Below are 14333 nucleotides of genomic sequence, written 5' to 3'. Positions count from 1 at the left end.
TTTATAACTATCGGATTCTTATTATTTCAGAAATATCAGCCTTTTCTGATAAAAACGCGGCAGTAAAACTTCAGCTTATCTGTTAAAAACTGAGGAAATACACCATGATTACTGTTGATACTTAATTAGATTGTGCAAATGACTCATTAGTGCAAACTCTAATGAGTTACAGTGCGATGGCCACCTTGCCATGATTTCCGAAGTGAGAACCCACTGATGAATTACCCGCAGCTACGTCGTTTCGATTTACCTAAACTGATGTTTGGGGTGATATTCATTATGATAATGATTGTCGCCAGTTTTTGGGTAGTGCAGCCCTTCGTGATGGGATTTGCCTGGGCAGGCATGGTGGTTATTGCCACCTGGCCGCTGCTGGTCAGATTACAAAAACTGCTCTGGGGTAAGCGCTGGCTGGCCGTGATGGTGATGACCCTTCTGCTGATTTTACTGTTCGTTATCCCCATTGCGCTACTGGTCAGTAGTCTGGTCGAGAATAGTGGCCCGCTTATCCAGTGGGCCTCCAGTCCCTCTAATTTGCGCATGCCGGATGTCACCTGGCTGCAAACTATCCCAATGGTAGGTAACAAACTGTATAGCGGCTGGCATACATTGATTGCCGGTGGCGGCAATGTATTAATCGCCAAAATTCAGCCTTATATTGGTGCGTCCGTGACTTGGTTAGTAGCGCAAGCCGCGCATGTTGGCTACTTCTTGATTCATCTGGCACTGATGTTGTTGTTCAGCATCTTGCTTTATTTCCATGGCGAGCAAGTCGGTTTGGCTATTCGACATTTCGCCGTGCGGGCGGCGGATAAACGCGGTGATGCCGTAGTGGTACTGGCAGCCAAAGCTATTCGCGCAGTGGCTTTAGGGGTGGTGGTGACCGCGCTGGTTCAGTCGGTGCTCGGCGGTATTGGCTTAGCGCTTGCCGGAGTGCAATATGCCACATTATTTACAGTGTTGATGTTTGTCTGTTGCGTCGCCCAGCTTGGACCATTGTTAATACTTATTCCTGCGGTCATTTGGCTCTACTGGACTGGCGATTCAACCTGGGGCACTATTTTGTTAGTGTGGAGCTGTATCGTCGGAACAATGGACAACGTATTACGCCCTTATCTGATCCGTATGGAAGCCGATATGCCAATGATTCTAATCCTCTCCGGTGTTATTGGCGGCTTGCTATCATTCGGTATGATTGGATTATTTATCGGCCCAGTGGTGTTGGCTATTTCCTATCGCTTGACCGCGGCCTGGGTCAGCGAAGCGCCTGAGCCAGAAGAAAGCATTACCGAAGTCGTTAAACATTTAGAAGAACTTTAACATTTATACTCGGTCAATTTTAAAATAACGGCGATAGCGGGTTTGGTAGTTATGCTACTGAACCCCTATTATTCAGCAATATCCGCTATTAGAAATAAGTAATATCCATTTAAACTCCCATATTCATATTCTTGATGGTCAATTATATCAGTTATTAAATAAGGTAATTATTAATAACCAGATGAAATTACTTCTGCCATAAATATTTATTTAATCTATTTTATTCAGACAAATCTCAATGACTAACTTACGGAATTTATTTACTATTATGACGTAGTAGTGATCTCCCCTAAGACATTTAAATAAATCATTTCATAATGACTTATTTAAATATCTGTAATCGAATACACGTATTGCTGTGTGTAGTCTTTGCCTGTCACCTAAGACGGGCTTTTTTTTTACTATTACTTTTAATTATCATTTAACCGGCTTTTTATTTCCCTTTTCCCCCAATTAAATCCTCGCTGACTTTATCTTCCTGATGCAATTGATTGCCATTACAAAATGATGAAAAAAATCCGCAACCTTCGCTGCGGATTAATGACTAAATTGGAAAATCAGTGCTGGGTATGTTGTGCCAAACTCAACCAGGTTTGCACTACTGTATCTGGATTAAGAGATAAACTGTCGATCCCTTGCTCCATCAACCATAAGGCAAAATCTTCATGGTCTGAGGGGCCCTGACCACAAATACCGACGTATTTCCCCTGCCGTTTAGCCGCGGTAATTGCCATTGATAACAAGGCCTTTACTGCCTCATTGCGCTCATCAAATAGTTCAGACACCACGCCAGAATCACGATCCAGCCCCAACGTTAGCTGAGTCATATCGTTAGAACCAATGGAGAAGCCATCAAAATGCGCCAGGAACTGGTCAGCCAGCAACGCATTCGACGGGATTTCACACATCATGATGATCTTCAAGCCATTCTCGCCGCGTTTTAGGCCTTGTTTCGCCAGTTCAGCGACCACGGCCTCGGCCTGAGCCACTGTCCGCACGAAGGGCACCATCACCTCAACGTTAGTCAGCCCCATCACATTACGCACCCGTTTCACTGCCTCACACTCCAGTGCGAAGCAATCTCGGAAGCTGTCTGCAACATAACGGCCCGCCCCACGGAAGCCCAGCATTGGGTTCTCTTCATGTGGTTCATAAGCTTCACCACCGACTAAATTGGCATACTCGTTAGATTTAAAATCTGACAAGCGCACAATCACCCGTTTCGGCCAAAATGCCGCGCCCAATGTAGAGATCCCCTCGGTTAAACGACCCACATAAAACTCGACGGGGTCGTCATAGCCGTTCATCAGTGCTTTGATTTCGGCCTGAATAGCCGGCGACTGAGTCTCGAACTCCAGCAGTGCTTTCGGATGCACGCCAATCATGCGGTTGATGATAAATTCCAGCCGAGCCAATCCGACACCTTCATTTGGCAGGCGAGCAAAGTCGAAAGCCCGGTCTGGGTTACCGACATTCATCATGATTTTCAACGGCAAGTCTGGTAATTCTGTCACTTGTGAACTTTGAATCGAGAAATCGAGGAGTTCATGATAAACGTAGCCAGTATCCCCTTCCGCGCAGGAAACCGTAACGTTTTGTCCCTCTTGCAAAATATCAGTGGCATTACCACAACCTACGACCGCCGGGATCCCCAATTCACGCGCAATAATGGCCGCATGGCAGGTGCGCCCCCCCCGGTTGGTCACAATGGCAGAAGCCTTTTTCATGATGGGCTCCCAATCAGGGTCAGTCATGTCTGTTACCAGTACATCTCCGGGCTGAATGCGATCCATCTCGCTGATATCATGAATCACCTTAACCGGCCCCGACCCAATGCGATGCCCGATAGCTCGGCCTTCAACCAGCACATTGCTTTGAGTATTCAACTGGTAGCGCTCCATCACCTGCTCGTTGGAGCGCACAGTTTCTGGACGGGCTTGCACAATATACAGCTTGCCGGTATGACCATCTTTTGCCCACTCAATATCCATTGGGCGGCCATAATGTTCTTCAATCAATAAAGCTTGGTGGGCCAGCGCTTCAACTTCATCATCACTCAGAGCGAAACGATTGCGTTGCACCTCTGGCACATCTTCAATTTGGACTTGTTTGCCATGGTCTTGGCTATCGGCATAAACCATCCGAATCTTTTTCGAGCCCATATTACGCCGCACAATAGCGGGTTTGCCATTACGCAAAGTGGGCTTATGCACATAGAACTCATCTGGGTTTACTGCGCCCTGCACCACCATTTCCCCCAAACCATGGGCGGCGGTGATGAAGACCACCTGATCAAAGCCCGATTCGGTATCAATAGTGAACATCACGCCGGAAGAGGCCAGATCTGACCGCACCATGCGCTGCACACCCGCCGACAGCGCTACACCGCGGTGGTCATAGCCCTGATGTACCCGATAAGAAATGGCCCGATCGTTGAACAGTGAAGCAAAGACATGTTTGATGGCGATCATCACCGCATCAATGCCTTGTACATTAAGGAATGTTTCCTGCTGACCAGCAAAGGAAGCATCGGGCATATCTTCAGCAGTTGCAGAAGATCGAACCGCAAAAGAAGCCTCTGGCTCGCCCTCGGCCAACTGCTTATAAGCCTCGTGGATTGATTGTTCGAACTCAGGGTGGAATGGTGTCTCAATCACCCATTGACGGATCTGCGCGCCGGCTTTGGCTAACGCCGCAATATCATCCACATTGGTGTGATCCAATAATTGATAGATACGCTGGTTAACGCCGCTTTGCTCCAGAAAGTCGTTAAACGCCTGAGCTGTAGTGGCGAAGCCATTAGGCACCGAAACACCCAGTTCAGAGAGATTGGTTATCATTTCACCCAGGGAGGCATTCTTGCCGCCAACCCGATCAACATCGTGCATGCCAAGCTGGTTGTACCAAAGCACATTACACAGATTTAGGCCATTGTTGGACATCGAAACAATCCTTTTACATTATCGTTAATGACGGACTTATCGTTAATTACGAACATTCAGTAGGGTACAGCTAGAGGTTATCGGGGCTGACGAATCAGCAGCACCAGTGTCAGACTAGCACATTGATCCATAGCCCATGGACAGGTGAATCGATCAACCCAACAAGAAAAGTTTTTTTCAGGCTATTCTGACAGCAAACGCTTTACCGCTATGACGAATAAGGCACACTGGCTACGCTACACTTATGGCACCAGCGGTTAGTCAGTAGCCTGGTTCAATCAGCAAATACTCAGGAGTTAGTGTGGAAAGAAGTGTGTTTTATATTTCAGATGGCACGGCAATTACGGCAGAAGTCCTCGGCCATGCCGTCTTATCGCAGTTTCCGATTAAAGCCACCACCTTTACGCTACCCTTTGTGGAGAGTGCTGCCCGCGCTCAAGAAGTTTGTGAGAAAATCAATGAAATATACCGGGAAACCGGCGTCAGACCATTGGTTTTCTATTCAATAATCAGTCCTGAAGTGCGGGAACTTATTCAGCACAGTGAAGGGTTTTGCCAAGATATCGTGCAAGCACTGGTTGCACCACTTCAGGGTGAATTGGGCCTACCTCCCCAACCGGTGCTCAACCGTACTCACGGTTTAACCGAAAGCAATCTGGGCAAATATGATGCGCGCATCGCCGCTATCGACTATGCGCTGGCCCATGATGACGGTATTTCTCTGCGCAATTTGGACCAGGCGCAGGTAATTTTATTAGGCGTTTCTCGCTGCGGTAAAACCCCCACCAGCCTCTATCTGGCGATGCAGTTTGGTATCCGCGCCGCGAACTATCCTTTTATTGCCGACGATATGGACAATTTACAGCTCCCTGCCGCATTAAAACCCTTTCAGCATAAACTGTTCGGGTTAACCATTAACCCAGAACGATTGGCCGCTATTCGTGAAGAGCGACGTGAAAACAGTCGTTATGCTTCCTTGCGTCAATGCCGCATGGAGGTAGGCGAAGTCGAAGCGCTGTTCCGTAAAAATCAGATTCGCTATCTGAATTCCACTAACTACTCGGTTGAAGAGATCTCCACCAAAATTCTGGATATTTTAGGGATGAGTCGTCGGATGTTCTGATTGGAAGCATTCACCAATGGTATTATTTATGGTTTATTTCATCAGAATTTCTATGAATCATGACTGTGGCGGTTGAATTCATTTAATTTTGGTTTATTGTGATCGCCATCACTTCCCGGTATTCCTGCCGTAGAGAAGAACAGATTTAGAGAATCTTCATGCACAAAACTGATGAACTGCGGACCGCGCGCATCGATAGCTTAGTCACGCCGCAACAACTGGCGCAGAAGTTACCGATTTCAGAGGCGGTAGCAGACAACGTGACAGCGTCACGCAAGCGAATTGAAAAAATACTGACCGGTGAAGACCCACGCCTATTGGTGATAGTTGGCCCTTGCTCGATTCACGATCTTGATGCTGCTATTGATTATGCAACCCGGCTGAATGTATTACGTGAGCGCTATCAAGACCGTCTTGAAATCGTGATGCGCACTTACTTCGAGAAGCCCCGCACCGTAGTGGGCTGGAAAGGATTGATTTCTGACCCGGCACTCGATGGCTCGTGTCAGGTCAACCTGGGTATTGAGATGGCGCGTAGGTTGCTATTGGCCGTCAATGAGTTGGGGCTACCGACAGCCACTGAATTTCTCGATATGGTGACCGGTCAATATATTGCCGATCTGATTAGCTGGGGCGCAATTGGGGCCCGGACCACTGAAAGCCAGATTCATCGGGAAATGGCATCAGCCCTCTCCTGCCCGGTCGGCTTCAAAAATGGGACCGACGGCAATACCCGTATTGCGATTGATGCTATCCGTGCCGCGCAAGCCAGTCATATGTTCTTATCGCCGGACAAAACTGGCCAGATGACCATTTATCAAACGCGCGGCAACCCATACGGGCACATCATTATGCGCGGTGGGAAAACGCCAAATTACGGTGCTTCTGATATCGCTGCTGCCTGCGATAGCCTGCGTGAATTCGATTTACCTGAACATTTGGTGGTGGATTTTAGCCACGGTAATTGCCAGAAAATGCATCGCCGTCAGTTAGAAGTTGCCGCTGATATCGGTCAGCAAATCCGCGCCGGTTCAACTGCTATTGTAGGAGTCATGGCCGAGAGCTTCTTGGTTGAAGGTACTCAAAAAATTGTTGCCGGTATTCCTTTGACTTACGGGCAGTCCATTACCGACCCTTGCCTGAACTGGGCAGATACAGAGCAACTATTAAGTTTGCTAGCTGATGCTGTTAGCAGCCGTTTTAATTAACCGCGCCGCTCTGCTAAAATAAAAACAGTGATTGAATGGTCTTTTATTGCTATTCAATCACTAAATTAATCCTCTCTGCACTTACCTCTTTTTACCTGACCAATCCTGCCAAAATCGTTAATAGTGCCAGCGATTAATGAAAAACAAGACTTTTGAATAGTAACTAATAGCGATTACCTTGTAGTCACACACAAACGCAGATGATAATCATTATCAAATAAATGATGATATGAACTGTAAAAAACCTTATGCATATTGCAACTTATCTGACTCAAACGCTAAATGCCGCCACAGACCAAACACCGCCGCAGGGGAAATATCCGTGTGTTAACAGTCAACAATTGCTTGGGCAACATGATGTTGTGGCGATCAATCACCAAGGCCAACTCTACTATTTACGCCAAACCAAAGCCGGAAAACTCATACTGACTAAATAATTTCAGTCACCTTCATTCATCAAATATTATTTCGCCAGCCACCTAATACTCACCACCAAGGCAGCCAGCAATCCATTGATTATATTAAACAATATATGGAGTGTTGCTTATGTCTCGTTTCTTTCGTTTATCCTCATGCTGTTTGGCGGTCACCTTTGCCCTATCTTCGGTAGCAACGGCCAGTCTGGGTGCAAAACCTAAAAACGATAAGATGGTTATTGAGGGGGTTCAAGCAGCGACAGACAGCTTTAATACCCCTGGAACCCTGACTGTTATTGATGTTTCACAGCCCCCAAAACAAACAGCCACCACGGCAGCAGAAATGCTCAAAAACGTACCCGGTGTTAATGTTACTGGTGTGGGACGGACTAATGGACAGAACGTCAATATCAGAGGCTATGACCAATATGGTGTATTGGTATTAATTGATGGCATCCGCCAGGGGATTAATGGCGCACATTTTAATGGCACCTTTCTTGACCCCGTTTTAATCAAGCAAATTAAGATCATTCGTAGCCCATCGACCTCATTATTTGGCAGCGGCGCTATGGGGGGGGTTATTGCCTACCAAACCGTGAATCCAGCTGATTTATTGGATGATAATCAAAACGTCGGTCTCCGCATCAGTAGCTATGGCGCGAGTGCTTATCATAGCCAAGGTATCGGGATATCTGTTTTTGGTCGCACTGACAGTCTGGACGGAATCATTGCCTTAAATACACGTAAGGTCGGTAATATACGCCAAAGTAATGGTTTCGAAGCGCCAAATCATGAAGACATTAATAACCTGATGATTAAGAGCACCGCCTACCTTTCTGGCAGCCAATCATTAACCACTGCCCTGCGCTATTACAATAATCGCGCCTTAGAACCGAGGATGGCTCATCAGAGCGCCTCAGACCTAATGTATGATAGAAGTCCGATGATGAAACGTTCGACGATCCAGCGTGATGCCGAACTCATCTACCGCCTGCAACCACAACAGCTAAATTGGCTGGATGTCACCACACAGCTTTACGCCTCCGAGATCAATGTAAACGATGATGTACGCAGCGAAGGGTACGGCAGTCGTAAACAAATCACTCGCGGTTTAAAACTGGAAAATCGCAGCCGGTTATTAGCCTCAAGCCCGGCGGGACACTTATTCACATATGGTGCTGAAACCTATCACCAACAGCAAATTCCCACCGGGGTTACTCGCAGTTTCCCACCAGCGGCCATCAAATTTAGCTCGGGTTGGTTACAAGATGAAATCACTTTGCGTGACCTGCCCGTAACCTTACTAGCAGGTACCCGCTTTGATCATTATGAAAACAGCCGTGCTGACTTTGCCGATAGAGAAGCTAAAAGTTGGTCAACACGTGGTGCAATGACAGTTAATCCCACCGACTGGCTGATGATGTTTGGTGCTTATAGTCAGGCTTTCCGCACCCCGACACTGGCAGAGCTTTATAATGATTCGGTGCATTTCATTATAGGTAAAGGTACATGGCTGGAGATGACTAATCGCTGGCACCCCAATCCTGATTTAAAGCCCGAGAGTAACGTCACCCGTGAAGCCGGTTTGGGTGTGCATTTCGATGACCTACTGGCAGATAACGACACGATAAAATTGAAAGCCAGCTACTTCCATATCGATGCCAAAGACCGCATTACCAGTAAAGTTACAATGCTAACGTCGACTTATATCAATATTCCACAGAGTAAAACTTGGGGTTGGGATGCCTCATTGGATTATCAAAACCCTGGGTTTAGTTGGAATCTGGCCTATAACCGCACCCGGGGCATCAATCTCGCTACCCGTCAATTTATAAACAGCATCAACCCAGATACCGTCACCAGCAGTCTAAACATCCCTATTGCTAACACTGGGTTTAGTGCCGGTTGGGTCATGACAATGGCCGAAAATACCAAGTTCATGAAAAATAATGATGCCCAAAAATCGTCTCATAAACCGCAAGCCGGCTATGCCTTACATGACTTTTATCTGAGTTACCGTGGACAAGGTGCATTCAAGGACGTTACCACCACTGCGGTACTGAGTAATGCTTTTGATAAAGAATATTACTCCCCACAGGCGATCCCCCAAGACGGACGTAATGCCAAATTCCTGATCAGTTATCAGTGGTGATATTTCACTCGTTTTGTCTATAGCCCCCTATTTATGAGCGAGCCATCCTCAAATGGCTTAATGGAACTCTGCCGTAAACGACTAACCCGCTTAAGGCATAATATTAAAGGAAAAAATCTATGGAAATGCCATTGTATCAACGCTACCTATCAATGAAGCAAGAAAACCCGGCACTTCTCGCGGCTGATCTCGCGCAGAAGATGAATATCAGTGAGGCAGAGCTGGCCTATGCCCGTGTCGGCAAAGATACAGAGCGCTTAGATATCAATGCCAGCACATTGCTTACCGAGTTAGCGAGTGTGGGTGTGATCCGCTCAGTCACCGCCAACCACTATGCCGTACACGAACACATGGGCGAATATCAGAACTTACGTTTACATGGGCATCTGGGCTTAATCCTCAACCCTCGCGCGCTGGACTTAAGACTCTTCTTTCGTCAATGGGATGCGATTTTCAGTTTGCACGAAACAACATCGCAAGGTGAACAACTGAGCATTCAGTGTTTTGATCTTCAAGGACATTTAATCCATCAAATTTATTATACCCATAAGACCGACCCCAATGCCTGGCATGCATTGGTGGCAAAATATCGCACGCTTAATAATGAACCTCTGGTGCTGCAACCGGTGGATGAAGAGCCCAGTCCAGAATTGCCCATCGACAATGCTGCAATTGATGCCGAATGGCGCAAAATGAGTGATATTCACCAATTCTTTATGCTGTTGAAACGCAATAAAATCACGCGCAAGCAAGCCTTCCGAGCTGTCGGGGATGATTTAGCCTATCGAGTAGATAACCAGTCAATACAGCAAATACTCGACGTCGCACAAACTTGTCAGAATGAAATTATGCTCTTCGTCGGCAACAGTGGCTGCATGCAAATATTCACGGGTGTTATTGAGAAATTTACCCTAATTCAAGATAAACAGCCGTCTGATAATCATTGGATAAATGTTCTGAATCAGCGCTTTAGTTTGCGTTTGGACCTGAAAGCTATCGCTGAAAGTTGGGTGACACGTAAGCCCACTAAAGATGGCTTTGTCTCAAGTCTGGAATTACTCGATAGCCGGGGTAAACATATCTTGCAGGTCTTTGGCCAACGTGCTGAAGGCCAACCAGAACAGAATCAATGGCATCAGCAATTAAATCAGCTGACTGCGATAGGCTCTCTCTAGATGTATAAATGGGTTGCGGCATTCATATTCGCAATATCGCTGAATACCACTGCCAGCCAACGTATCGTGACCATTGGTGGCGATGTCTCTGAGATCATCTACGCACTCGGCGCAGGTGACAGCGTGGTGGCGCGGGACAGTACCAGTTTGAATCCTGAAGCACTGAAATCCTTGCCCGATATTGGCTATATGCGTCTGCTTAATGCTGAAAGTATTCTGGCCATCAAGCCCACTCTCATTCTGAGCACTGCACGTGCGGCACCGTCAAGAGCACTGATTCAGGCTACCGATATTGGGATTAAGCTTATTTATGTTCCAGCCGATAAATCACCGCATAAGGTGATAGATAAAATAGGGGTGATTGCCACTGCGTTGAATCAAGAAGAGAAAGGCCAGCAGCTGATACAACATTACCAACAGCAGTTAGCCACGGTGGTTTCGAGCCCGCTGCCGGTAAAAGTGTTATTTATCATGAGTCACGCTGGGATCCCGCCGCTAGCCGCGGGCTTAAATACCGCCGCCGATAGTATGTTTAGAGCCGCTGGGCTTAACAATGCCATTCAAGAATTTAGCGGCTACCGTCCACTGTCACAAGAAGGAATTATCGCCAGCGCCCCAGACTTGCTGGTTGTCACCACCCACGGGGTGAAATCACTGAATGGTGTAGACAACGTTTGGCGTTTACCCGGCATAGCACTGACGCCCGCAGGTAAACAAAAACGGCTGTTGGTGCTTGACGATATTGCCTTGCTCGGTTTTGGCCTGCAAACACCGGATATCCTCAAGCAACTGCGCTCGGCAGCAGAATCAAATTGAGAGGAAAGAGATATCATAGAAAGGCGGTGGTGGGGAAATCCCCCTGCCACCGCTATTTTATTGAATTGATACTATCTTGTTAGAGTAAATTAACTGGAGCAGGAGATTTCCAGATGTTTTCCCCAATCAGGTGGTAACTCAGCCAAATCATTAAATTCAGGTTGGTCAGCAAAAGGTTGCTGTAGGGCTTGATGTAAGCGCTGCAAAAATTCAATATCATCTTTTTCTGCATGATCAATGGCAAGTTGAGCCAAATAATTGCGTAATATATATTTCGGGTTAGCCGCTTTCATGGCTTGCTGGCGCTGAACATCATCAATAGACTCTTGTTGCAAACGCAAGCGATAACGGCTGAACCAACTGTCAAAAGCGGCTCTATCGATAAAGTCATCTCGCAATGGTGATTGTGTTGAGTGCATCTCAACCTCACTCAATAAGCGGAATGTGCGAGTATAATCTCGCCCTTCTTTAATCATCAAACTCAATAACCCAGTCAATAGATCATTATCCTGACTGTCACTGTGCGAGAATCCTAATTTAGCACGCATCTGCTGGCCATAGGCCGCCATCAATTCTGGCTCATAAGCTTCTAGCGCCAGTTGCAATTGCTCCGTAGACATTAAACCAGACAGCGCTTGCCCCAACCGATGCAAATTCCATAGTGCAACAGCCGGTTGATTATCAAAAGCATATCGCCCTTGATGGTCGGAATGGTTACAGATATAACCTGGCGCATAGTCATCCAGAAAACCGAATGGGCCATAATCCATAGTAATACCCAATATCGACATATTATCGGTATTCATAACACCATGGGCAAAACCTTTTGTTTGCCAATGGGCCATCAAACCGGCTGTCCGCTTAACCACATCAGTAAACCAGAGCAAATAACACTCTTCTTGCCCGACAAACTGCGGCCAGTGCCGTGCAATAACATAGTCGGCTAACTGCTTAACTTGCGCGGGCTGCTGACGATAGTAGAAATGCTCAAAGTGGCCAAAGCGCACATGGCTTTCAGCGACGCGTAATAGCATGGCCCCACGTTCCGGTTGTTCACGATAAACCGGATGATCACTGGTCACGATAGTCAACGCCCGACTGGTTGGAACCCCTAAATGATGCAATGCTTCCGAGGCCAAAAACTCTCGGACCACTGAGCGCAATACCGCCCGCCCATCTCCCATACGGGAATATGGCGTGAGTCCGGCACCTTTCAAATGCCAATCCATACTGCGACCATCACTGAGTTGCTGCTCCCCCAGTAAAATGCCTCGACCATCACCAAGCTGCCCCGCCCAGACGCCAAATTGGTGACCACTGTAGACTTGTGCCAATGGCTCCATACCGGGTAATAATCGCTCCCCAGCCCATACGGCTGATTTCGGCGTACTGAACCAGCTGGCATCCAGCCCGAGTTCCTGTGCTAGCGGCTCACTATGGTAGAACAATCGCGCCCCTTTTAACGGTGTTGGCTGCAAATGGGTATAAAAACCGCTCAGTTGCTGCCCATAGCTGTTATCAAATTGAGGAGCGTTATCAAACTCAGGCGTATTATCAGCACCAGACTCTTGACCGGATTCAGCGGTATTTAAAGGGGACATTAACGTAATACCTCCGACAACCAGTGGCGAACTTGCAATAACTCAGCTTGTGACTCGGGAAAATCATCACTGATCTGCTGGCAAACAGCATTAATAGCGTCGGTGCGATAAACTACACCTTGCAGTCGCTCAGCCAGTGCCTCCAGCGGTGCTGGATTTAAGCTATCAGTGAATATCTGACAGCGATCAATTGCACCGTGTAATACATCAAAATGTAGCTCAATTCCGCCCCAAACAAAGCGGGTATCCACTAAATGACTAAATGCGGGGGCCTGGCCAAAATTCCATTCCCAGCTACTCTGTTTGGCAAATTGCTCAGTGAAACCGGGTAGATCCGGCAAGGCTTGAGGAGAGATAACTTCGGCGGAAACTTTTTCATTATAATAATCAAAAAAAGCCTGTTCGATGGCACCACAAATTTTCTTGTGGTCTATTCCTGGCAATAACTCCACCAGATTGGTGACACGTGAACGTACCGATGTAATGCCTTTAGCCTGCAATTTTTTGGGGTCAGGATTAAGGTAATCCGCCAGACGATTAAGGTCAGCATTCAGTAATAGCGTACCGTGATGAAAACCGCGATCTTTCGTTTCTTTATAAGCCGAGCCAGAAACCTTACGCTCACCATCATCTTTAGCCACCACCAAATCATTACGACCAGAGGCCGTGGCTTGCACGCCAAGAGAAGCCAGAGCATTCAGAATAATTTGAGTTGATATGGTTTTATCGTATTCAGGTTTACCGGCCATAAAGGTAAAGCAGGTATTGCCCAAATCGTGAAATACAGCCCCGCCGCCACTGCTGCGTCGAGCCAGTTTCACGCCGTCCTGTTCCATACGCCGGGTATTACACTCTTTCCACGGATTCTGAGCGCGGCCAATGACCACGGTATTGGCATTACGCCATAAAAATAGTACCCGCTGATCCGGCGACATTTGGCGGAAAATACACTCTTCCACTGCCAAATTAAACCAAGGGTCATAAGAATCAGAAATGAGTAAGCGAAGGGATGACATAAACGCGGCTCCGAACCAAAATAAGCAGCCACTAAGATAACATAACCTGCAGAGATAACTTTAGCTTCGGCCTATCGATTCAATACCATATTTAAATTCTGCGAGCCTGCCAATAAACACGCTTCCAATAAACATTGTCCAGCGACGAGCGAATAACCCCTTTACTGGTGGAGGCATGAATGAATTCATCATTGGTATCATAAATACCGACATGTAATCCATTCTGACCACTGCCGGTTTTAAAGAAGAGCAAATCCCCCGGCATCAGCTCATCACGCGACACTTTAGTACCGAGTGTGGTTTGCGCGACGGTTGTTCGAGGTAATTGCATATCAAAACGGTCGCGGAAGGTGCGATAAACAAAACCAGAACAATCCACACCACTTTGATCCAGCCCACCATTACGATATGGCGTGCCTTCCCACTGGCGTAGCTGTTCATTCAGTTTCGCGACCACCACAATAGAATCAGACAAGTGACCACTTGGTGTCGGGGCATGGCTGCTACAACCTGCCAGGATCATACTGACCAGAAAGATCCAGAAACGTATCCGCATCGATAATT

At 47.1% G+C, this 14333-nt stretch carries 11 protein-coding genes and 1 other RNA gene; 8 read left to right on the top strand and 4 right to left on the bottom strand.

The annotated features are described in order from the left end of the window. Nucleotides 1-216: 216 nt before the first annotated feature. Together ydiK and rprA are read left to right on the top strand one after the other, a co-directional pair. Complete coding sequence (gene ydiK / locus DJ58_RS20375; protein ID WP_004706581.1) at nucleotides 217-1320, top strand: AI-2E family transporter YdiK; 1104 nt, start codon at nucleotides 217-219, stop codon at nucleotides 1318-1320. A gap of 292 nt (nucleotides 1321-1612) precedes the next feature. Beyond that, nucleotides 1613-1721: antisense sRNA RprA (rprA, locus tag DJ58_RS22310), an RNA gene on the top strand. 156 nt (nucleotides 1722-1877) lie between these two features. Here the strand turns inward: rprA and ppsA are convergent. Further along, on the bottom strand, nucleotides 1878-4262 hold the full coding sequence (gene ppsA, locus DJ58_RS20380) for a phosphoenolpyruvate synthase (RefSeq protein WP_004706580.1): 2385 nt from the start codon (nucleotides 4260-4262) through the stop codon (nucleotides 1878-1880). Nucleotides 4263-4563: 301 nt separating this feature from the next. Between ppsA and ppsR the strand changes: the two genes are divergently transcribed. The 6 genes from ppsR to DJ58_RS20405 all read left to right on the top strand — a co-directional run bounded on the left by ppsR (nucleotide 4564) and on the right by DJ58_RS20405 (nucleotide 11152). Then, nucleotides 4564-5385, top strand: a complete 822-nt coding sequence (gene ppsR, locus DJ58_RS20385; protein ID WP_032910174.1) for a posphoenolpyruvate synthetase regulatory kinase/phosphorylase PpsR — start codon at nucleotides 4564-4566, stop codon at nucleotides 5383-5385. Nucleotides 5386-5543: 158 nt separating this feature from the next. Next, on the top strand, nucleotides 5544-6593 hold the full coding sequence (locus DJ58_RS20390; RefSeq protein WP_004706577.1) for a 3-deoxy-7-phosphoheptulonate synthase: 1050 nt from the start codon (nucleotides 5544-5546) through the stop codon (nucleotides 6591-6593). A 248-nt stretch (nucleotides 6594-6841) separates the two neighbouring features. After that, entirely contained in the window at nucleotides 6842-7030 is a 189-nt protein-coding gene (gene hemP / locus DJ58_RS0121385; RefSeq protein WP_004706576.1) for a hemin uptake protein HemP, read from the top strand. Nucleotides 7031-7139: 109 nt separating this feature from the next. Next, nucleotides 7140-9161 (top strand): TonB-dependent hemoglobin/transferrin/lactoferrin family receptor, encoded by a 2022-nt coding sequence (locus DJ58_RS20395; protein WP_004706575.1) that lies wholly within the window; start codon nucleotides 7140-7142, stop codon nucleotides 9159-9161. Nucleotides 9162-9280: 119 nt separating this feature from the next. Then, nucleotides 9281-10336, top strand: coding sequence for a hemin-degrading factor (locus DJ58_RS20400; RefSeq protein WP_004706574.1), 1056 nt, complete (start codon nucleotides 9281-9283; stop codon nucleotides 10334-10336). Continuing rightward, entirely contained in the window at nucleotides 10337-11152 is an 816-nt protein-coding gene (locus tag DJ58_RS20405) for a heme/hemin ABC transporter substrate-binding protein (RefSeq protein WP_004706573.1), read from the top strand. It begins immediately after the preceding gene. Nucleotides 11153-11241: 89 nt separating this feature from the next. Here DJ58_RS20405 and DJ58_RS20410 read toward each other — a convergent pair whose 3' ends face one another. The 3 genes from DJ58_RS20410 to DJ58_RS20420 form a co-directional block, all read right to left on the bottom strand. Continuing rightward, nucleotides 11242-12753, bottom strand: coding sequence for a protein adenylyltransferase SelO (locus tag DJ58_RS20410; protein WP_004706572.1), 1512 nt, complete (start codon nucleotides 12751-12753; stop codon nucleotides 11242-11244). Then, nucleotides 12753-13769 carry a lipoate--protein ligase gene (gene lplA / locus DJ58_RS20415; RefSeq protein ID WP_032910173.1) on the bottom strand — a complete coding sequence of 339 codons (1017 nt, stop codon included), beginning with the start codon at nucleotides 13767-13769 and terminating at the stop codon, nucleotides 12753-12755. Before lplA ends, DJ58_RS20410 begins: the two co-directional genes overlap by 1 nt. 91 nt (nucleotides 13770-13860) lie before the next feature. After that, nucleotides 13861-14325: an NlpC/P60 family protein gene (locus DJ58_RS20420; RefSeq protein ID WP_032910172.1), complete on the bottom strand. Its 465-nt coding sequence runs from the start codon at nucleotides 14323-14325 to the stop codon at nucleotides 13861-13863. Between the last annotated feature and the right edge of the window lie 8 nt (nucleotides 14326-14333).

The sequence above is a fragment of the Yersinia frederiksenii ATCC 33641 genome, from assembly GCF_000754805.1.
Taxonomy (GTDB): Bacteria; Pseudomonadota; Gammaproteobacteria; order Enterobacterales; family Enterobacteriaceae; genus Yersinia; species Yersinia frederiksenii.
This window is presented reverse-complemented; position numbering and strand designations above follow the sequence as displayed.